The organism is Paenibacillus sp. V4I5 (assembly GCF_030817255.1).
Taxonomy (GTDB): domain Bacteria; phylum Bacillota; class Bacilli; order Paenibacillales; family NBRC-103111; genus Paenibacillus_E.
The window spans coordinates 2,948,771-2,969,237 of the sequence record NZ_JAUSZB010000002.1 but is presented as its reverse complement, the minus strand read 5'-3'; the positions used below and the strand labels follow the sequence as shown (position 1 = coordinate 2,969,237).

The following is a 20,467-nucleotide window of genomic DNA, read 5'->3' as shown; positions in this document are numbered from 1 at the left end:
TCAGCCTTTACTAAGGCTTGCTGTATGTTTTTGCTTTTTTGTAAGCCTAAATATGCTATTCTTTTAGTAGTAAATAAAGAGCAGCCTAGGAAGGAATCGGGTTATTATGAATTTTTCCGCGTTTGTCTTTTTCGTGGCCGTAGTGATTGGAACGCTGGTTATTACGTACCATTCTGCTAAACGAACAATGAATACGAATGACTTTTACGTAGCTGGAAATCGACTCACTGGCTTTCAAAACGGGCTAGCTATTTCCGGTGATTATATGAGTGCCGCATCTTTTCTTGGTATTACGGGGACCATTGCCATATATGGCTTTGATGGTTTTTTCTATTCAATAGGTTTTTTAGCATCCTACGTGATTGTACTTTATATAATTGCTGAACCGCTGCATAATCTGGGACGTTTTACGATGGCAGACGCGATAGCAGTGAGGTTTCAAGAGAAGAATCTTAGAGGTTGGATGGCGATTAACAATATTTTGATCACGATCTTTTATATGATTGCTCAGTTGGTTGGCGCAGGGGGTATCATTCATTTACTGCTTGGGGTGGAATATTCCTCTGCAATCCTTGCAGTCGGCAGCTTGATGACCATTTATGTGGCTTTCGGCGGTATGCTTGCCACTTCTTGGGTGCAAATCATCAAGGCTATTTTACTCGTGTGCAGTACTTTTATGATCAGTCTGATGGTACTTTCCAGATTTAACTGGAATTTATTTGATCTGTATGTGTATGTTTCGCAAGCAACTCCGTTAAAGGAGAAGTTTGTACAGCCTGGGAATTTTTTTTCGGGACCTTTGGATACGCTTTCCTTTAATTTGGCTTTGGTACTAGGGACAGCAGGGCTGCCGCACATCATCTCCAGATTCTATACGGTCAAGGAGGCGCAGACCGTCAGGTCTTCCGTCATTCATGCAACTTGGCTAATCGGTGCTTTTTATGTGATGACCATCTTTCTTGGTTTTGGTGCTGCCGCTTTCGTTGACCGAACTTTATTATTGGGTGAGGACAATATGGCGGCACCTTTACTCGCAAAGGCGCTTGGCGGCGAGTTTTGGATGGCTTTCATTTCAGCGGTTGCTTTTGCCACCATTCTGGCTGTTGTCTCTGGGTTAGTGCTGGCTGCAACGTCCGCTTTTTCGCATGATATTTACAGCAGTATATTGAAAAAGGGAAAAGCCACGGAGGCCCAGCAGATGCTGGTTGCCAAATGTTCGGCGGTAGTGGTAGGCGTATTGTCTATTGTACTTGCTTTAGGTGCGCAGCGGTTAAACGTGGCATTCCTTGTCTCGCTGGCTTTTGCAGTTGCCGCTTCCGCGAACTTGCCTTTATTGCTGCTAACGCTGTACTGGCGCCGATTCAATTCAACTGGTGCCATAATCGGGCTGTTAACGGGACTTATTGCTTCGATCTTATTCGTGATTCTAAGTCCCAATGTGATGGATCCATCGTCTGGCTGGATTCGTCGTGAAGCTCTGTTCCCTTTGAATAATCCAGGAATTGTTTCTATACCGCTTGGATTCCTTGGAGGGATTTTGGGTACCTTACTGTCTTCGAAGAAGAATGATCCGGATCATTACGATAAGATGGTGGTTCAATCCCAATTGGCACGGGTGGAATTGAGAGAATAGTCTAGGATTCCCCATACCTAGCCAGAGCTTTTTTGGCCGATTCAAGCATTCTCCTTTGTAAATGCTCGCCTTGGGTGACGCGCACCCTCTTACCCAAGAAGCGAAGTTTGCTAAGGACATATTCGGCTTCATTATTTAGAAAAGTTAAACGGATTGTATACGTTTCTTGCGTTTCATCGTAATCGACTTGCTTCTCAAAACAAGAGAAGGCATATAAAATCCGGGACAATTCTCGATTGTACTCCTTAATAACTGTAATCGTTGCGTGGATCTGACGTTTCTGCAGCAGTTTCACTATGTCTGAAACAATTTGGGTGACTCGTTCTGGAGAAATGCTCAACTCTTTGATCGATTCAATTTTTTCGAGCTTCGTACTCATCATCGCCCGATGCCTGATGTGATACCAGAGCAAGTACCATTCTTTTTTCACTAAGGAATACTCAAGCTTATAAGGAAAAGCCATTTCATTGGTAAAAGTCCGATCATCCTTCACTCTATAAGTAAGTTGGATAGCAGCTTGACTCGTAATGAATCGACGTAAAGCGCGCAGCAGCGGGTGATAGACTAGCTTCTCCTTACTTCGAGCTTTCTCGATAAAGGCATCAGAAAAATCAAAGAGCTTCTCATCAACTAACACAAATTCAAGCTTCTCCAGCGTTTCCGGTGTGAAAGCATAGGACGCAGAGGGATGGTTAAGCATGGTCTTCAGCCATGACCTCTCCTGTGAGGTGATCATGAAAGTGCCTGATTTCTCAAGCCGCGTAATCATTTGATAGTTAAAAATTTTCTCGAACAGGTTCATAATACGTCTCAAGCTCCTTCCACTCCGCAATCATCTCATTCCGAAAATAGATCGGTTCAAGCACTTCGCAGCTAGATCCAAAGCTTCTAATCCATGGTTTAATTTCCGTGGTTCCATTGACCTGAATTTCGAAAATAAACGAATCTATCTCTTCTTCCGTAATCTCTCCCCATTGCCCTTGAAGAAAGACACGATCTTTAATGAAATTCGGCCCCGTATCGCCTGGGTTAAAAAATCTTACTTTCAAGATAACCGATCGTCCGGTATCAAGGACCCAACTATATTTTATACTCTCCTCTAATACCCTTTTATTCTCATCAAAAAGGCTTGAGTCGACAGTCTCACCTTGCTCAATCTGAGTCATGCCTTCCATCCGATATTTCTTGATGCCATGCCGGGAATCATAAGCAAGAAGGTACCATCGTCCATATTGGTGATCGTAGACAATTTTGAGCGGTAATGTTTTCTGCAGCTTCCCTTCCAATTCACGTTCAAACAAAGGGTTTGTGTTTTTCGAGGAATAGGATTGCGAATTTTTAGGCGAAAAGTATAAGAAATCGATTTTGCGGCGATTTTGGATCGCTGATAGAAGGATGGAAAGATGCGCTTCATCCAAAATACGTGAGTGGTAGTGATATTTATAAAGGAATGGCTCAATGGATGCTGGTTCCGATGAGGTCCGATTCATGTGTTTTTTTAGCCCGTCTCGTAGTAAATAGCCTTGAACCGACGGCACCTGCGTATTCGACATCACATCAATGAAATCATAGAGATCAATTAGCTCATCAAGCGTAAGCTCTTGGATTAAATCATTATGTATGCGATATCGATAGGGGCGTGGTCCAGGTACTTTTTTAATGACACCGACTTCTTCAAGATATTTCAAGTCGTTCCGAACTGTTTTCTCATCAGGAAGTGGTGAATCGGTTTGGATATCTTTACAACATTCATCCAGCAGCTCAATAGCGGTAAGTGCCTGCTCATTCAAAGCAGCAAGAAGTGTAGATATTCGCTGACTTTCGGATTCTTTCAATGACTTCGCTCGAAATAAGAACAGCAGCATGGGATCAGTTGAATCGAAATAGCTGTAGCGCAGCATCTCGGCGAATTCTTTCCTTTGCGCGTCCGGTGCTTGTTGATACATCGTCGCTACGATTTCTTTTAACCGGCGTAATGTTTTATCATAGGTATGAACTGAGATACCCAGCCTCTCCGCAAATTGTTGACGATTGTAAGCCCCGCTCGTGAGGACAAGCATTCGCAGAAATTGAATTTCTTTATCAAAGCTTTCCTTAGCCATTTGAATCCCTCGCTTCATTTCAACCTTTTCCTATTGTAACAGGGGAGAGATATGGAGAACATGGAAAACTTTGCACAGTCGTCATACTTTCACCATGTTCGTTCGCATGGAAATAAGCGAAGATAGCTTTAGAAGAAAAACGGAGGTTAACCAAATGGATATGAAAACAATCGTACACGGCGGTAATCATTACGAAATGGAACTTGAGCATGGCAATCTTCACGTGTTTGCTAACCCGGATGTGTTTCAATCTTTTGAAAATAAAGTATTCGAAATGGCAGATAATAACCTGCGGATTCCGCGGAATGTGCATATGAGCTACACCCCGGATGCCCATGTTGGTATTGGTACTTGCATTGGGACAACGGCAGTCTGGAGCATGAAAGACGGGTTCGTTTCCCCTTCCATCGTTGGTGTGGATATCGGCTGTGGCATGCGCGTGCATACGACATCCCTGCATAAACGTGATATTCAAGACAAGGGTATTCGCAGGGCGCTAATCAAAGCGATCGAGAAATATGTTCCAACCAATGAGCGTACAAATACGAATTATTCCGATATCGATGCCATGAATGTGGTGCAGGATGGGTTAAAGGGACTTCCTGAGAAATACGTTCCAAATGAACAGTGGCTTACACATGTAGAAGAATCTACGTTCAAGTTCGACCACGCCTACCTTGAGAATTTGCCGGCAAAAATCCGTAAGTATGCCCACGGGCAGCTTGGGACGCTAGGTGGTGGGAATCATTTTATTGAGATTCAATATCTAGAAGTGTCAGAAGCTCATGAGGATTTGGCGGCAAAATGGGGCTTGTTCGACGGTCAAGTTATCGTCATGATTCACTCCGGATCACGTGCTTGGGGAGCTATGTTGGGTCAAGAATTCACGAAGGTTATCAGAGAAGCCATGCAAAGTTGGGGAATTGAAAATCCAGACCGGAATCTCTTATATGCGCCAATTGCAAGTCATGAAGGGCAAAACTATTTAAACCTGATGTACTCCGCCTTAAACTTTGCGGTAAGTAATCGGCATATGATTGCCTTCGGTGTTCAAGAAGCTTTCCGAGAAGTGTTTGGTGAGGATATGGAAATGCCCGTACTGTATGATCTCATGCATAACTATGCATTAAAGGAATTTCACCGCAATCAGCCGATGCTCGTTCATCGGAAGGGAGCGACAAGAGCGCTGCCACCGGGTCATTTCCTGAATACAGCTGCCTATAAAGAAACGGGTCATCCGGCATTAATCCCAGGTTCAATGGGAACCTCATCTTACATTATGGTGGGGAAAGAGGAAGGGCTGAAAAACTTCTACTCCATTTGTCATGGTGCAGGTAGAGCGAGATCGCGGAAAGCAACAAAAGAGCTGGTCACCGTCGATCAGTTCGCGCAATCGATGAAAGTTGGGACGGATGATGAGATTCTCGTTAATCATCGCTCCCTGCAAACGATTCTTGATGAATGTCCGCAAGCCTATAAGGATGTGGATCAAATTATCGATAGTGTAGTGGGCGCATCGCTAGCCGATGTGGTTGCTACTTGCAAGCCGATGGTTGCGATTAAAGGAGTTTAGAAAATAATAGTCGAGGTGAAAACAATAATGAAATTAGCTGAAGCTTTAATGAATAGAGCGGATTGCCAAAAGCGTGTGGAACAATTGAAAGCTCGATTAACACGTAGCGCTAAAGTCCAAGAAGGCGAGCAACCGCCTGAGAATCCTGTTGACCTATTTCAAGAGTTGAACGACACTTTGAATGAATTTGAATCCTTAGTGACCGCTATCAATCGGACGAATTCGCAAGTCTCACTTGGTTCCGGAGGAACTATTGCGGAAGCTTTGGCGCAAAGAGATACATTATCTATGCGGAGATCTATCATTCAAGACGTTATAAATGCTGCTGCTATTAGGCAAGACAGATTTAGCAAATCAGAAGTGAAGTTTTATTCGACTGTATCTATTGTGGATTTACAGAAGCAGGTTGATCAGTACTCCAAAGCTTTTCGCGAACTAGACACGACCATTCAAGAAGCCAATTGGAAAACAGAGTTGTTGTAAGTTATTCGTTATAAGTTTTTTCATTATGAAGTTGGTAGCCTTTTGTCTGAAGGTGAGCATAGCCCGCCAACTGGGTAAGTTGGAACTGATGGTTGATGTGAGGGGCCATATCATGTAGGTTCGAATCCTGCCTAAACAACTAATGCCCATTACAGTTACAATCGTACACGTTATGTTTATTGTTACAACCAAGTGCTGATTCAGACAAAATGGTGAGGGTGGGAACGGGGACTTTCATAAAGCAATTCATACCATCGGTCTCAACCGGACTTGTGACGAATACGTAGGTACTCTTAGAGTAGGCCTAGTTCAAATTTGACATGATAAAGCCGTAGACGAAGTTGGTCTATGGCTTTTTGCGTCCTCAAATTACGAAAGAAAGGGTGAGTCCCATGACATTTGATATAGGAAAAATAGATAGTGAGCTTAAACGAATTGAACAAGAGGAAGGCGTGCGGATCCTCTATGCCTGTGAATCGGGTAGTAGAGCCTGGGGATTTCCATCGAAAGACAGTGATTATGATGTGAGGTTTATCTACGTAAGACCTGTGGAATGGTACTTATCCCTATTCGAGAAACGAGATGTCATCGAGCGTCCGATCAATGATCAACTCGACATCAATGGTTGGGACTTGAAGAAGGCGCTGAACTTATTTCGCAAATCGAACCCGCCTTTACTCGAATGGCTCCAGTCGCCGATTCAATATATGGAGCAATACGGTGTAACGGAGCAAATTCGCCAGCTGTCACCATTTACCTTTTCACCGCGGTCCAGTATGTATCACTATTTGCATATGGCCAAAGGGAACTTTCGGGAATATTTGCAAGGTGATTATGTGAAAATCAAAAAGTATTTTTATGTGTTACGCCCAATACTAGCTTGCCAGTGGATTGAAGAACATGGCAGCATGCCACCTATGGAATTTGAAGACCTAGTGGAGCAAATACTGCCGGAATCGAAATTAAAGCAAGAAGTATATACGTTGTTGACGCGTAAGAAGGCTGGTGTCGAATTCGACTTAGAGCCGAAAATCACGGTAATTAACGATTATTTAGATCGACAAATCGCTTATTTTGAAGAAACTGCCAAACATACCCCTGCATCTGGAGAAAAGCAAGAAGCAGCATTAGATACTTTATTCCGAGATGCGTTGAGGGAGGTTTGGGGTTCGTAGAGAGGAACAGTTCGGGTCGAAGTTTGAAATGACCACCTTGTACGATCTTATGCATAACTATGCGTGGGAGGAAGAGCATGAAGGGCAGTCCTATTTTGTCCATCGCAAAGGGGCAACGAGGTCGCTTCCGGCAGGTCATCTTGATAACCCACAGCCTTACCTAAATACAGGCCAATCGCGAATAACGGGTTCCAACTATGACCTCACGATGGAGACTGTTTGAGGGGCAATTTTTTAAAACGAAAATGTTGAGCGCAGACTTTAGGGCTTATCATAATAGTATCAACATCTAACGGAGGAGGGGCGATTAGCCCCTCTTCCTTCCATTGTATGGCGATATAAACCAGCGCCCCGCCTGCGATTTCAGCCTTTCGTGCGATATTTGCACCTTCTGGGAAATTTGAATCACGGCCTGTTTTGTGCGAAAAGTGCATCATGGAATTCTGCATCGGTTCTTTCAAGAGTGAAAACCATTCCCTATAATGAAAATCACGGAAGCGGTTACCAAGTACTGAAAGTATTGGAGAAATCGATACGTAACTCTAGACATCTGGGAGGGATTCCTATCCATCAGTCAAATGTTCAGCAGGAGGTTGGCGTTTCACGAATGAAGACTCATCCTGTCCTGCGTAATATGAAACGAAGCCGATACTTGTATATGATTTTTTTCTTGCCCTTTTGCTACTATGTATTGTTTCATTATTGGCCGATATACGGAATCATCATTGCATTCAAGGATTACAACATTGTTAAAGGCATCACGGCCAGTCCTTGGGTGGGCTTCGTTCACTTTAAAAAGTTTTTGATCGACCCGTACTTCTGGAAGCTGGTACGTAATACGCTGCTGATTAATGTATATGAACTGTTTTGGGCGTTTCCGGCCCCGATCATTTTGGCTCTGCTGTTGAACGAATTAAAAAGCCAGCGATTGAAAAAATTCGCGCAAAGCGTCAGCTACCTGCCTCATTTTATATCTACCGTTGTGGTGTGCGGGATGCTCGTCAACTTCCTGACTACGGACGGCCTGATTAACCAGATCGTTGCGTGGTTTGGAGGTACGCCGATTCACTTCCTGATGAAGCCGGAATGGTTCCGTACGATTTTTATCTCCTCGGGCATTTGGCAGAGCATCGGCTGGGGTTCGATTATTTACTTGGCCGCACTGACTTCAGTGGACGAGGAATTATATGATGCCGCTAATATCGACGGTGCCAATCGCTGGAAGCAGCTGCTGAATATTACGCTGCCGGGAATTGCGCCAACGATATCCATTATGCTGATTCTCAATGTCGGCAGGCTAATGGCTATCGGTTATGAAAAAGTCATTTTGCTTTATAACGGATCGACTTATGAAACTGCGGATGTCATCTCCACTTATGTCTACCGGAGAGGTTTGCTGGGCAGCGATTTCAGTTATGCTACCGCTGTTGAACTGTTCCAAGCGGTTGTTGGGTTGATTTTGCTTATAACGGCTAACCGTCTTTCCAAAAAAATCAGTGAAACCGGCTTGTGGTAGACGAAAGGGGAGGTAGATATGAACAAACATACGTCGATCGGCTCGAAAATTTTTGACAATTTCAATATACTGTTCCTTCTGTTACTGGTGTTTGCCACCTTGTATCCCATCTATTATATCCTTATCGTATCGATCAGCGACGGTAATTTGGTAACAAGAGGCCTGATCAAATGGGTACCGATGGATATTACGTTCGATGCGTATAAGATTGTTCTAAGTAATCCGGATATATGGCGGACTTACGGCAACACGCTGCTTTATACCACAGTAGGCACCACGATCAATGTCATCATGACGGCGCTTTGCGCCTACCCGCTATCCAGAAAAGATTTTTACGGCCGAGGCATTTTTATTTTTATGGTCGCGTTAACGATGTTTATTAGCGGGGGACTGATTCCGACGTATCTGGTGGTACAAAAGCTCGGGCTAGTCGATACGATGTGGGCACTTGTGCTTCCTCCAGCTATCAGCACGTTCAATATGATTATTATGAAAACGTATTTCGAAGGCATTCCGATGGCACTGCAGGAATCCGCTTACTTGGACGGGGCTAATGAAATCCAGGTGCTGTTCAAAATCATTATTCCATTGTCGCTGCCGGTTATGGCTACGATGGTGCTGTTTTACTCGGTTCATCATTGGAACAGTTTTTTTCCGGCGTTGATTTACTTGAATGACAGTGATAAGTTTCCGGTTCAGGTGCTGCTTCGAAATATCGTCATTGCCGGCGAATTTGCCGACCAGACTGCAGATATAGGCAGTGCTTCATCGAACTTCCGGGTCGTTGCGGCCAATTACAAGTTTGCGGTCATTATTATAACCATACTGCCAATTTTGGTCGTCTACCCGTATTTGCAAAAGTATTTTGTTAAAGGCGCGATGATCGGCGCGTTGAAGGGGTAACCATGAAGCAAAAGAAAGGGGGGATGCCCGAGCATCGATGATGATGCCAGCTTATCTGCAGGAACTCAGTGAATACTTAAATAGGTATGTGTAACATGATCTATACTCAAAGGGAGGTTTTTGCATGAAAAAAACATGGGTAAGAAGGTTATCATTATCGCTATGTACTGTTATGGTTGCATCCGGTTTAGCCGCTTGTACCAGCGGGAATGAAGCTGCGCCATCCGCAAAATCCGATACCACGAACACACCGGCCATAGCTGCAGGGTCAGGCAAAATTTCAGAGAAAGAACGGGAAGTGAAAGTAACCTTCCCGGAGCATCCGAACCAGCCGGTCAAAAACTTTGCGCTCGTACAACAGGAAATTTTTAGACAGACGAATATAAAATTAAAGTTCGAAAATGTTCCGAACAGTAATTATAACGATAAAAAGAAAACGCTGTTAGCGACCAACAACCTGCCTGATATTATTGAGATCAATATGTCGGATGTCAATAATTTTGCTTCAACCGGCGTATTTGTTCCACTGCTTCAATACATGAATAAGGGGCTAATGCCGAATTTCAAGAAATTTTGGGATCAGAATCCGGACATGTCGAAGCTGACGGCTGACGGTGAACTGTATGGATTCCCGGCAGTCGGCCGCAATGAGTTGAAGAACGGTTTTGGCCCGGTTATTCGTACGGACCTGCTGAAAAAGCACAACCTGCCGACACCGAAAACATTCGATGAGCTGTTGACCGTGCTTGCAGAGCTGAAGAAGATTTATCCGGACTCGACGCCTTTCTCTGTTCGCAAAGGAAGCGGACCTATCCACCAACTGTTTAAAACGATGGCTTATCCGTTAGGCTCAGGCGTGGGCTCAGGTACCGGTATTTACTTTGACAAAGATGTGGGCGGCGGACAATATGTGTACGGTCCTGCTACAGCACAATTTAAAGAGGTACTTGCATTTTTCAATAAAGCATTTACATCGGGTGTGCTGGATAAGGATTACGCGGTGGCTACTCAGCAGCAATGGACCGAAAAGCTGACCAGCGGCAAGTCATTCTTCTTCTTTGATAACAGCGGTTTCGCCCTGGATTATACTAAGCAGCTGCAGAAAGCGGTTCCGGACGGCAATTTCCAGATCATTCCGATCCCGGCTAACGCAAGCGGGAAAGCGAGAGCGGAATATTATGCAACGACACTGACGGATAAAATGTACGCGATCAGCTCGAAAGCGAAAGATCCGGAAACGCTTATTAAACTGATCGACTGGATGTACACGGAGAAAGCGTCCAACCTGATGAGCTACGGCGTAGAAGGCGTTCACCATACATTGGATGATAAAGGCCAACCACAGCTGAAATCCGATTATGTCATGAAGTTTAAAGACGGCCAGCCGACCGCTTTCTATGCCATGTACTCGGATCTTGGCTCCGGTAAACTGAGCTTCACGCCTTGGTTCGCCAATATGGATCCGCAAGTGCAGGTTGAAAAGTTGACAGGCAGCTGGAGTGCGGAGCATGAGACATACTGGAAAACGGTCGCAGCAGATAAAGCATACCACGATCCATACATCGATCCGCCGCTTACGAAAGAAGAAACTGCCCGCGTGAAGGAAATTTTGGCACCGCTTAACACGATGTTGGAGCAGGAATACGATAAGTTTATTATGGGCGTTAAGAAAATCGACGAATACGACGCTATTATGAAAAAAACTCGTGATACGGGCGGTACCGAGTTAGAAAAAATTTACAATGGCGCATTGGCAAGATTGTCTCAGAAAAAATAAGCGGAGCCTAAAACGGAGGTGGCATAAGCACATGCATATTCAACCGATCGCCAAAGGCGTTTGGCCTACTATGGTGACTCCTTTCACCGACTCGAATCAAGTGGATTACAAGGCGTTGGAGCAAATGATCGAGTGGTATATTGGGCATGGGGTTGCCGGACTTTTTGCAGTCTGCCAGTCGAGTGAAATGTTTTTTTTAACACTTGAGGAGCGCGAGGATATTGCCCGTTTTGTCGTGGAAAAAGCACAGGGACGCGTCCAGGTTATAGCTTCTGGACACATTTCAGATTCGATCGAAAACCAAATTATTGAGCTGCAAGCGATAGCGGCAGCCGGTGTACAGGCGGTTGTGCTGGTCAGTAACAGGCTGGCTCAGCAGAATGAATCCGAAGATGTATGGAAACGCAATGCGGAAACGCTGCTGGGTGCTGTACCGGATATTCCTTTTGGCATTTATGAATGTCCTTATCCTCACAAGCGGCTAATCTCGCCGGAATTATTAGCATGGTGCGAGTCTACCGGCCGATTCACCTTTTTAAAAGATACGTGCTGTCATACCGAACACATTCAACAAAAGCTGAATGCCGTGCGTGGTGGAGGCTTAAATATATATAACGCCAATACAGCAACATTGCTGGAAACTCTGCACTTAGGCATACAAGGATATAGTGGCATTATGGGCAACTTTCATCCGGCTCTGTACGTCTGGCTAACTCGCCATTATATGGAACGGCAGGAACAAGCGGAGAAGCTGCAGGATTTTCTGGGCATGTCCTCCGTCATCGAAAGCCAGTTTTATCCGGTCAATGCGAAATATTATTTAAGTCTGGAAGGACTGCCGGTCGGGCTGCATACAAGGACCAAAGACCACCGGCAAATGACCTATTCGAACCGGCGCGAGGTCGAGCAGCTGTTTGCGTTAACCCGCCAATATAGAGAGAAGTACCCATTGTAGAGGAGTGAGAAGCAATGAAGCTGATCAAGCAAATCAAACAATTTGTGTTCGAGGAAGACCGTCCATTCAACAGCTGCCACGCTTCGACGGTTATTGAATTCCCTAACGGGGATCTGCTGGCAGCGTATTTTGCCGGAAGCAAGGAAGGCAACCCGGATGTCGCTATCTGGTGCTCCAAGAGAACGAATGGCGACTGGTCGAAGCCGTACAAGGTTGCCGACGAAGAAGGGCTCGTTCATTGGAATCCGGTGCTGTTCCGCAAAGACAACGGCCAAATTGTGCTTCACTATAAAGTCGGGTCCCCGATTCCGAAATGGTATACAAGGGTAGTTATATCGGATGATGACGGTGCGACATGGAGCCAGCCTGTCGATCTGGTGCCGGGAGACATAGGCGGTAGAGGGCCGGTCAAGAACAAGCTGATCGTCCTGAAGGACGGCACATGGTTAGCCCCTGCATCGATCGAAGGTGATGTTTGGGATTGTTTTGCCGATATTTCTAATGATCAAGGCGTAACTTGGTCACGCAGCGAGCTGGTGCCGGTCAACCATGGGAATGAGGAGCAGATGGGATCAAGGGGAGACATGCAGCTGGTGCGGGGCAAAGGGCTCATTCAGCCGACACTTTGGGAATCGAAGCCGGGTCATGTGCATATGCTCATGCGGAGCACGGCAGGATTTATATACCGCAGCGATTCGTCCAATTCGGGAAGAACATGGTCGCCGGCCTATAGAACGTATCTGCCAAACAACAACAGCGGGTTCGACTTGGCTAAAATGGATGACGGGACGCTCGTACTGGCTTACAATCCGGTCGGCATGTATAAAGGGCCGCGCATGCCTCTTCTGTTAAGCGTTTCCAAAGACAACGGAGAGTATTGGGAAGAATTCATGGTTCTGGAGGCAGAATACCGTTCGTTCACGATTCCCATTGAGCCGGGAGAGTACTCGTATCCGGCGGTCATCGCCCGAGGGAACCGTATCAATGTGACGTACACATGGAAGCGGGAACGGATTGTATGCTGGAGTCTTGAAGTCGAAATGGCTTAATGCATAGGTATCGCATTCCAAACAGCGGCAGCCTGGACTTCAGTCAATGTTTCAATGGAATCAAAGAGGAGGTTCGTTATGACATGGCCATCGCAACTGAAGAAGCAATTTGAGCAGCCCCCTGCTGCTTACCGGGCCGTTCCATTTTGGGCATGGAATGACGATTTGAAGAAGGAAGAGCTGCGTCGTCAGATTGAAGATATGAAAGAGCAAGGAATGGGCGGCTTTTTCATGCATTCCCGGGACGGTTTGGAGACGCCTTACTTAAGTGAAGCTTGGATGGATGCCGTAAAAGAATCGGTTGCAAAAGCAGAAGAGCTTGGCATGCAGGCATGGCTGTACGATGAAGACCGTTGGCCGTCTGGCTCTGCAGGCGGCAGCGTACAGGCCCATGGTGACGAATACCGATCCAAAGGTTTGACGATAGAAGTTGTACGCGGGAATGGCTCATTTGAGGACGACGGCCGGGTGGCTGCCGTGTTTAAAGCGGTCATCGAGGGGAATGAAGTTCACAGCTGTGAGAGGCTTTCATTGGGAACGATGGAAGCCTCGTCAGAATTGGCTGCCGTCGATTCAAGTGCAGTTTCATCGACAGCAGCAGCCCAAGCGGACTCTGCAGCATCGGCGCGTTCTCCTTTGTTTACTGGCGAGGAAGTGCTTCTCGTCTTCCGTATCGAGGTTTCCGCCCCAAGTGAATGGTTTAACGATGAAGCACCGCCAGACAGCATGAATGCGGATACGGTCCGTCAGTTCATCAACGCTACTTACGAAGTATACAAAGCGGAAGTGGGCGACCAATTTGGACGTACCATCACTGGCATTTTCACGGATGAGCCGGGCGTCCATGACCGCAACTGCGCATTTACAGCCGGCCGCGGCTGGGTGCCGTGGACGTACTCGCTGCCCGATTATTTCTCAGAGAAGCGTGGTTATGATATTCTGGATGTACTTCCTTATCTTTATTTTAACGGCAGCCTATCACCGATGGTCCGACATGATTTCTGGCGTACCGTATCGGACAAATTTTGCGAGTCCTATACCAAACAATTAGGGGATTGGTGCGAAGAGAACGGCCTGGCTTTTACCGGGCACTATTTGTGGGAAAGCGCCTTGGGCGTAGCGACAAGAGTGGGTGGAGCCGTGATGCCTCATTACCGTTACCAGCATGTGCCTGGCATTGATATGCTCTGCGAGCAGACGGATGAGTATATGACGGTAAAGCAATGTACGAGTGTGGCGAACCAGTATGGCAGGAAATTCGTTATTTCTGAAACGTATGGGTGTACCGGCTGGGAATTTACATTTGAAGGGCAAAAATGGATGGGTGATTGGCAGTATGTGCTTGGCGTGAATGTAAGATCGCAGCATCTTGCGTTATATTCAATGAAAGGCTGCCGCAAAAGGGATTATCCGCCCGTTTTCAATTACCAGACTTCTTGGTGGAAATATAACCGTATTATTGAGGACTATTTTGCCCGGATCGGTGCGGTCATTACCGAAGGCACGCCAGTCAGGGACATGCTCGTCCTACACCCGTCCTCATCCGCTTGGTCGATGCTTGGCACGGATCCGTACGGGGCCGCAAGACGCGGTTTGGACCGGGATATTCCCAGTATTGACCGTTACGGGGATGAATTTAATGATCTGCTGCGCGTGCTGCTCGGAGCGCATTACGATTTCGATCTCGGGGATGAGACGATTATGGCCGAAGCCGGCCGGGTTCAAGACCGTAAGCTGTTCGTCCATCTGGCGGGCTATCAGACCGTCGTTATCCCTCCGGTCCGCACCATGCTGCGGAGTACACTCGACCTGCTCTTGGCTTTCCTGGAAGCCGGAGGCCGAGTAATTGCTATTCTGCCCGCTGCGACAATGATCGAGGGCAGAATGTCGGGGGAACCGGCAAGGCTCTACGCCCATCCGGGAGTAACGGTCGTCGATAAGCCTGGCCGGTTAATCGCAGCTCTTGAACAACTGCAGCCAAGAGCCGTCAGCATTCAAAACCGCTATGCGGCGGAGGTGCCTGAATTGCTGTATTTGTTGAAAGAAACCGGTGACGGACATACCTTATTTATCGTAAATAATGACAGGCATCAAGCGTTTGATGTTTGTATTCAAACAAAGGCGGCAGGCCGCGTTGAAGAATGGAACGCGCTAACCGGCAGCATTGAACAGGTTCCTTCCTGGACCGAGGCCGGCGAGTTGCGCTTTTATGCTCGATTTGGTCCGACGGATTCCAAACTGTATGTCATCATTCCGGAACAGCCTGACAGCATCGCGAACGAGCCTTCCAACTTCAAACCGCCGGCGCCTCTGACTGACGATGATTTGTACGCGGCCATTGGACCTGTGTTCCAGTTCAGCCGAACGATGCCCAATGTGCTGACATTGGACCTGTGTGCTTACCGTATAGGGGATGCGGACTGGTCGGAAGAGAAGGAAATTTGGGTGGCCCAGCGTGAAATTCGAGAAAAGCTGGGCATGCGCCAGGTGTATTATAATGGGATTACCCAGCGTTACAAGTGGATTCATGAGGCTCATCCGCAGGATGGCACACCAGTTAGTTGGAAGCTGATCTTTCAGGTCATGGAAGCGCCGGCTGCCCTTGTGCACCTTGTCATTGAGGGCGCACGTCTGTTCAGGATTAGCCTGAACGGACAATCGGTGACCTCTGCAGCCGACGGATGGTTCGTGGACCGTTCCATGGACCGAGTGCTGCTAACCGGGATCCGCCAAGGGATCAATGAATTAGAATTGTCATGCGCCTACAATCAAGCGATGGAAATGGAAGATTGCTATATCACAGGCGATTTCGGAGTGAGCGCGGCGCGATGCATAACGGCCGAGCCGGACACGCTTCACACAGGAGACTGGTGTCTGCAGGGTTACTATCACTACAACGGCAGCATCATTTATTACGCGGATTATCATCATCAGCATGAGGCGAATAGAAAAGCGTTGCTGCTGCTCGGAGATTGCTCGGCGGTGACAATAGAAATCCGGGTCAACGGCCTAACAGCAGGACATGTGCCATGGAAAGCGGCGGACGGTATCGATCTGACCCCATACTTGAACGACGGCCCCAACAAATTGGAAATAGAAGTGATGGGCAGTCCGCGCAATATGTTCGGCCCGTTTCATGAAGCGCGCGGACGGACCGCGACTACGGACTGGAGCTCCTTCCGTACAACGGGTAAGGACTTCACTCCTGATTATATCGTGCAGCCGTACGGTTTAATGGAGCAAATAAAAATAATCAGGTCGAAAGAAGCGTAACTTATTGTCGTAACATCGGAGGCGGAAAGAGGGCGGGAAAGCAGTGAAAATACCAGGGCTTAAGCAACTTAGCGGCATGCAAGGCAAGCAGAACCGGCTGTTCCTAACTATTTTATGCTATTTCCTGTCTCTTTTAATCCCGATTATTATTATCGGCGTTTCTGAATATTGGTATTCCGTCAGCATCATGAAAAATGAGTTTAACCAGCGTATTTCGACGAACCTGAAATCTTCGGCCAATGCGGTGGATTCCTATATCAAAACGGCACAGGAAACCAGCGTCAGCTTTTTGTATGATGATACGGTACAGACGCTGCTCATGCCCAAAAATGCGCAAAGCTTGGAGGTCAAATCCGAGCTGTGGCGATTGCCGCGCATTTTGCAGCGCAACGAGAACATCGTCAGCCATTTTGCCGATTCGATGTTCGTTTATATCGATAACCAGGACGTTTATGTCAGCGGCGGCGTCAATTATTTCGAATCCTTTTTTAGCAACATATACAAGTATGAAAAATATGACGCCAGCTACTGGATGAGCAAGATGAGCTCGAATAAAAGCGTGGAGCTGCTTCCGGTTTCGCAAGTCATTCAGGAAAAAGTGAACGTCAAACAAGTGATCCCCATCGTGATGAGCAACCGGATCCGCAACCACAGTGCTGTTATGGTCGTCAATATCGCCGTGGATACCATAGAAAGGACATTGAAGGGGGGAGCCGTGTTTGGTTCAACCAGCTTTGTCGTCTTCGACGGCAACCAGGAGCTTATGTACGATGCCAAAGGGTACTTGAACGATACGTTAACCGCGCAAAACTTAAAAGCTTCTTTTGATGAAAACAGCACTTCGAATAAGTTGGAGGTCGGTGGTAAACGTTACCTAGTGGCCTATGTGAAATCCGATTTGTACGGATGGAATTACTATTCGTTCACGCCTCTTGATGAATTCAATCATTATACGGTCGGTATTTTGCAAATGACGCTGCTGCTGTGCTTGGTGCTGATGGTCATGGGAATCGCATTTTCGTTCGTGTTCAGCCTGCGCATTTACAATCCGATCCGTAATATCCGGGACATTATTGCCCAGAAAAACGTGACCGTGAACGGAGAGCATGAGGTCAGTGCAGCGGCCGACGAGTTCGAGCTCATACAACAGGGAATCAATCGGATGTCCGACAGCCACCAGCTTTATAAAGTGAAATATGATAAGCAGACTCACGAGTATGTGGAGTATTCGCTGCTGTTTTTGTTAAAAGGACATACGATCAACCAAGAAGAAATTTTACGCGAAACATTGAAGGCAGGTTTCGGCTTCACCCGTTCCGGATTTATATGCTGCACCGTGTTTTTTGATTTCAAGGCTGCCTTTTATGATGATATTCAGGATACGGAACGAATCTTTATTATAAACGGCATAAAAAAGATTGTATGGAATCTGCTAGGCAGTCAAATTCCGTGCTACGTATTGGATCACCGGCAAAATATGTTTGTATGCTTAATTAATATGGATGGTCCGCAGGAGACGGAGCTGCTGCATCCCGCTTTCCTACGCATGCTTAATATTTTTGAGTACGATATTCGTATGTATTATGATATTACGATTGGGATTGGCACATTTTATGCGAATGTAAATGATATTGGAGCTTCCTATAACGAGGCGATGACGGCGGTCAGCAAGCGCAATAAAGATCAGCGATTTCAAATTGTCGATTCCAACCAAATGTCGATTGAGAACAGCTATAGGTATTCGCTCCACGACGAGCAAAAAATAGTAAACTACTTAAAGCTCGGCGATGTGCAGGCCGTGCGGGATGTCGTTGCGGGAATCGTAGAAAGCAATGAGCAGCGCAGTATTTCTTATGAGCATACACTTCAGCTGTATAAGGAAATGTACGTGACTGGTGTCCGGTTTTTAGCGGAAAGAGGGCAAAATGCCGCACAACTGAATATGGAGCGGGAGCTCCCCTATAGCGGCAGTGCGTTCGAAGAGTCGTTTTTCGGCACGAAAGAGCTGGAGCCTACGATTTGTGAATTTTTCACGCGAATCATCGAAATGACGAAAGCCCAGAGAGGCGGCTCAAAGTCGGGCAATCTCGTATCGTTGATTGAACAATATATCCATGATCATTACACGCAGGATCTCGGGCTCGAACAAATTGCCGAAGAGATGGGCGTTTCCGTCAAGTATGTATCCAGGGTGTTTAAAGATAAAAAAGATGAATATTTAACAGACTATATCAATCAGGTACGTATTGAAAAAGCGAAGGAAATGCTGGTACAAACGGAACTGCGCGTTAACGAAATTGCCGAGAATGTCGGGATCCACAGTCGTACTACATTTCTAAGAGTATTCAAGAAAGTGGAAGGCATCACACCAAATGAATACCGCACCCTGCACAAGAAGGAGCTGCATTAAGCAGCTCTTTTTTTGTTTTTCTAGTTTTTCTATTTCTTCGTTCTATTCGCGACGGAAATTCCATACCCATGAAAAAGGAAAATTAGGAACAGTGTGGAAACTGTTTGTATAACCAAGTTATGAGGAGTACTAGATGAATTATTTAACGGAATCGTATGTAGACAGTTTAGCGCTTAACAGCAGTGCCATCAAGAATGGCAAGGATTTGGTGAAGAAAAATAGTTTTCCGCTGCTCTGTCAGTCGGAAGATGGGACGATCATTTTTGGGGAGTGCAAAGGAAGCGGAAAGGACCCGTATCGGTGTTCGGTCGATGTGGCGAAAGAGGGGAATCCCGTATTCCGCTGCTCATGCCCGAGCCGTCAGTTTCCGTGCAAACACAATCTCGGTTTGATGTATGCCTTTACATCAGGCAAGACGTTCATCACTGCACCTGTTCCACAAGATATTGCGGATAAAAGGGAAAAGGCGGAGAAGCGGGAAGAGAAGAAGAAAGAAGCATCCAACCCAGATACTCCAGTTGTTAAGCGCAAGACGAACAAGTCAGCATTAATGAAGAAAATAGCTGCACAGCTTGAGGGCATCAGTATTGCTGAGAAGCTTATTCTGCAGCTTGTTCAGTCAGGGCTCGGAAGTCTGGACAAAAAGTCGCTGAAAACTGCTGAAGAGCAAGCCAAACAGCTTGGTAACTATTATATCCCGGGGATCCAAACGGCCCTTCGTGAATGGATGCTGCCGTTCCGCGAGGAGGAAGATCGGGAAACCGTGTATACCAACGTTATTGAACAGCTCACTACATTGCAAGCGTTGATCAAGAAAAGCAGGGACTACCTCAACAGTAGATTGGAAAATCCAGATCATCCTATGGATACGGAATCAACATTGGAAGAATGGATTGGGCATGCCTGGCAAATCGCAGAACTGAGGGAGTATGGTCGTGTTCGCAGCGAGTCCTCGGAACTCATGCAGTTGTCGTTCCGATCCTATACGGATCAGGCAAGGGGCGAGTTCATAGATGAAGGATATTGGTCGGAACTACAAAATGGACAGATCCATTTCACACGAATGTATCGTCCATTCCGTGCAGCGAAATACATACGTGAAGACGATTCCGTATTTCAAGTTGTCGAAGCGAAAGAACTTGCGCAATACCCAGGGGAGCTTAACACAAGGGTGCGCTGGGAGGAAGCGACGTTCCGCGAAGCCGACTTACAGGATTTTCAAAAGATCCTTGCTTCAGCTCACAAATCATTCCCTGAAGTCATTAAACAAGTGAAGAATCAGATTAAAAATCCACTTTCGGACAAGCGCCCTGTCGTATTGCTGCAATTTGCCAAGATCATGAAGACAGAAACTTCCTTTGTGCTGTTAGATGAACAAGGCAAGCTGCTTCCCCTTTCTGACATCCCATATCTCAGTGAGCCTACGATACATTTGCTGTCTATGCTAAATAAGGCGTTCCTACAGAATCAAGCGCTTCTGGTTATGTTCGAGCACAATTGGAAGCATAACAGACTTGAGGCGCAGCCATTAAGCATCGTTACGGCAAATGAAGTCGTTCGATTGCTTTATTGATGTTTTCGAGAGAATGTTAATGTTAACAGGAAAAACTCCTGTAAA

The 20,467-nt window shown here is 46.4% G+C and carries 15 protein-coding genes and 1 pseudogene; 13 read left to right on the top strand and 3 right to left on the bottom strand.

Annotation, left to right across the window (positions count from 1 at the left end; translation table 11 throughout):
- Positions 1–106: 106 nt before the first annotated feature.
- On the top strand, positions 107–1,633 hold the full coding sequence (locus QFZ78_RS15455; protein WP_307548790.1) for a solute symporter family protein: 1,527 nt from the start codon (positions 107–109) through the stop codon (positions 1,631–1,633).
- A gap of 1 nt (position 1,634) precedes the next feature.
- Here the strand turns inward: QFZ78_RS15455 and QFZ78_RS15450 are convergent, their stop codons facing one another.
- Both QFZ78_RS15450 and QFZ78_RS15445 read right to left on the bottom strand, forming a co-directional pair.
- Entirely contained in the window at positions 1,635–2,447 is an 813-nt protein-coding gene (locus QFZ78_RS15450) for a WYL domain-containing protein (protein ID WP_307548788.1), read from the bottom strand.
- Positions 2,410–3,735 (bottom strand): helix-turn-helix transcriptional regulator, encoded by a 1,326-nt coding sequence (locus QFZ78_RS15445; protein ID WP_307555711.1) that lies wholly within the window; start codon positions 3,733–3,735, stop codon positions 2,410–2,412. The genes QFZ78_RS15450 and QFZ78_RS15445 overlap by 38 nt, the downstream gene beginning before the upstream one ends.
- A gap of 160 nt (positions 3,736–3,895) precedes the next feature.
- On the opposite strand from QFZ78_RS15445, the gene QFZ78_RS15440 reads away from it, so the two are divergent.
- From QFZ78_RS15440 to QFZ78_RS15425, 4 genes and pseudogenes are all read left to right on the top strand, one after another.
- Positions 3,896–5,308, top strand: a complete 1,413-nt coding sequence (locus QFZ78_RS15440; protein ID WP_307555709.1) for an RtcB family protein — start codon at positions 3,896–3,898, stop codon at positions 5,306–5,308.
- Positions 5,309–5,335: 27 nt separating this feature from the next.
- The gene (locus QFZ78_RS15435) at positions 5,336–5,791 is read left to right on the top strand and encodes a DIP1984 family protein (RefSeq protein ID WP_307548787.1); all 456 of its coding nucleotides are present in this window, start codon (positions 5,336–5,338) and stop codon (positions 5,789–5,791) included.
- A gap of 392 nt (positions 5,792–6,183) precedes the next feature.
- Complete coding sequence (locus tag QFZ78_RS15430) at positions 6,184–6,966, top strand: nucleotidyltransferase domain-containing protein (protein ID WP_307548785.1); 783 nt, start codon at positions 6,184–6,186, stop codon at positions 6,964–6,966.
- 1 nt (position 6,967) lies between these two features.
- Positions 6,968–7,189, top strand: a pseudogene (locus QFZ78_RS15425) (RtcB family protein); the annotation flags it as partial.
- On the opposite strand, the gene QFZ78_RS15420 reads toward QFZ78_RS15425, so the two are convergent.
- Entirely contained in the window at positions 7,170–7,427 is a 258-nt protein-coding gene (locus QFZ78_RS15420; RefSeq protein ID WP_307548784.1) for a hypothetical protein, read from the bottom strand. The pseudogene QFZ78_RS15425 and the gene QFZ78_RS15420 sit on opposite strands and share 20 nt — an antisense overlap.
- Positions 7,428–7,573: 146 nt before the next feature.
- Here QFZ78_RS15420 and QFZ78_RS15415 point away from each other — a divergent pair, with 146 nt between their 5' ends.
- From QFZ78_RS15415 to QFZ78_RS15380, 8 genes are all read left to right on the top strand, one after another.
- Positions 7,574–8,482, top strand: a complete 909-nt coding sequence (locus QFZ78_RS15415; protein WP_307548783.1) for an ABC transporter permease — start codon at positions 7,574–7,576, stop codon at positions 8,480–8,482.
- A gap of 18 nt (positions 8,483–8,500) precedes the next feature.
- A complete protein-coding gene (locus QFZ78_RS15410; RefSeq protein ID WP_307548782.1) occupies positions 8,501–9,385 on the top strand; it encodes a carbohydrate ABC transporter permease in 885 nt (294 codons plus the stop codon).
- Between the two features lie 124 nt (positions 9,386–9,509).
- The gene (locus QFZ78_RS15405) at positions 9,510–11,162 is read left to right on the top strand and encodes an extracellular solute-binding protein (RefSeq protein WP_307548780.1); all 1,653 of its coding nucleotides are present in this window, start codon (positions 9,510–9,512) and stop codon (positions 11,160–11,162) included.
- A 31-nt stretch (positions 11,163–11,193) separates the two neighbouring features.
- On the top strand, positions 11,194–12,117 hold the full coding sequence (locus tag QFZ78_RS15400; protein ID WP_307548778.1) for a dihydrodipicolinate synthase family protein: 924 nt from the start codon (positions 11,194–11,196) through the stop codon (positions 12,115–12,117).
- A 14-nt stretch (positions 12,118–12,131) separates the two neighbouring features.
- Positions 12,132–13,166 (top strand): sialidase family protein, encoded by a 1,035-nt coding sequence (locus QFZ78_RS15395; protein WP_307548776.1) that lies wholly within the window; start codon positions 12,132–12,134, stop codon positions 13,164–13,166.
- Positions 13,167–13,244: 78 nt separating this feature from the next.
- Positions 13,245–16,439, top strand: coding sequence for a glycosyl hydrolase (locus QFZ78_RS15390; RefSeq protein WP_307548774.1), 3,195 nt, complete (start codon positions 13,245–13,247; stop codon positions 16,437–16,439).
- Between the two features lie 43 nt (positions 16,440–16,482).
- On the top strand, positions 16,483–18,849 hold the full coding sequence (locus QFZ78_RS15385) for a helix-turn-helix domain-containing protein (protein WP_307548772.1): 2,367 nt from the start codon (positions 16,483–16,485) through the stop codon (positions 18,847–18,849).
- A gap of 133 nt (positions 18,850–18,982) precedes the next feature.
- Positions 18,983–20,422: an SWIM zinc finger family protein gene (locus tag QFZ78_RS15380; protein WP_307548771.1), complete on the top strand. Its 1,440-nt coding sequence runs from the start codon at positions 18,983–18,985 to the stop codon at positions 20,420–20,422.
- The last annotated feature ends 45 nt before the right edge of the window (positions 20,423–20,467 follow it).